1 protein-coding gene is annotated in these 1,397 nt (G+C 48.9%); it reads left to right on the forward strand.

Features of this window, described 5'->3' with window-relative positions; all coding sequences use genetic code 11:
* Nucleotides 1-202: 202 nt before the first annotated feature.
* Nucleotides 203-1,397 (forward strand): AsmA family protein (locus ABYP33_RS19205; protein ID WP_373092965.1); only part of this gene is annotated, 1,195 nt, incomplete at its 3' end.

Raw genomic sequence — 1,397 nt, forward strand, 5'->3', positions numbered from 1 at the left:
ATGGACTCGACATCCTACCACCCGATTCTTGCGTAAAATGACGGTGAGCTAGCATCAATGGCACAGGCTTTGCTCGAATTTGACTATACTGGGCTAAGATGAATTTTCTACATAGAACTTATCTGGGCTGGCCTGTCCAATAAATTCATTAGCGTGTTTCTCGCTACTTAGCACGCCACAATAAAACATCACGGAGAGACGTATGCCCACCGCATTAAAATACACCCTTATTGGTTTACTCAGTGTGGTGATATTAGCGGGCAGCGCCCTCGCCGCGCTCGTCTTTTGGATAGATCCAAATACCTTTAAAGACGAAATTGAAAAATTGGCCGCAGACCAGGGCCTCATCCTCCACTTAGACGGTGATTTGTCGTGGCAGATATTCCCTAATATTCAAATTGCCGTGGGCGAGGCTAGCCTAGCGACCCCAGCGTCACCAGACACAGCCAGCGCTGAGCTCCTGCGCTTTACGCAAGCCCAGCTCGCGGTGGCACTCAAACCTTTATTGCAAAAGCAGTTAGTCATTCAAGGCGTAAAACTCAGCGGCCTAAATGCTAATTTAGTCGTCGACAAAAACGGCGCCGGCAATTGGAGTAAAATAGGCAACCAAACAAAAACAACCGAAACCACACCCAGCGGGCAAAGCAGCGCCAAGCAAGACCTTGGCATTCAAAAACTGCAGCTCGACAACAGCACTGTGCATTATGTTAACGCGCAAACCGGACAGGATATTCTCCTTAAGAATCTCAGCCTAAGTGGCGAGAACATTCAATTGAATAACACTGAGTTTCCACTGCGACTCAGTAGTGAAGTTAGCTTCAAAGACGCTCAGCAAAATCTCGCCGCCGACATTGAGCTCAATGCCAAACTACAGATCAACGACACTCTCGATAACTTCGTAGTGAATGATGGCGATATTCGCCTAAGCGCTGAACACAGCAATGCCCAAGCCAAGCTCTCGGCGAAAACTCGCCTTAAACTCACCGCCACCGCAAATATGAAAGATGCACTCGTTTGGTCGTTAAGCAATCTCGATGTGCAGGACACCAGCCTACAATACAGCGCCAAAGACGGCACCGAGCTAAAGCTGAAATCTTTAGATTTGACCGGCACAATTCAACCGGGTGGCGAGCCGGGCCTGCTGCGCCTGCAATCTGAACTCAGCTATAGCGCACCCAAACAACCCGTCATCAATACTCAAGTCACGCTGGCCTCTACTCTTAGCATCGATTCCGCCTTAAATAAGATCAACAGCACCGGCACGGTTTTCACAACAAGCATTGGCGACGAAACCATTAGTATCAAAGGCGATGCCCAGGCGACTATTGAACCCTTATCGTATCAGTCAAGTGTTCTGCTCAGCCCCGCCAATTTCCGTAAAATCGCCAAAACACTCG

It is taken from the genome of Zhongshania sp. (assembly GCF_041584495.1).
Taxonomy (GTDB): Bacteria; Pseudomonadota; Gammaproteobacteria; order Pseudomonadales; family Spongiibacteraceae; genus Spongiibacter.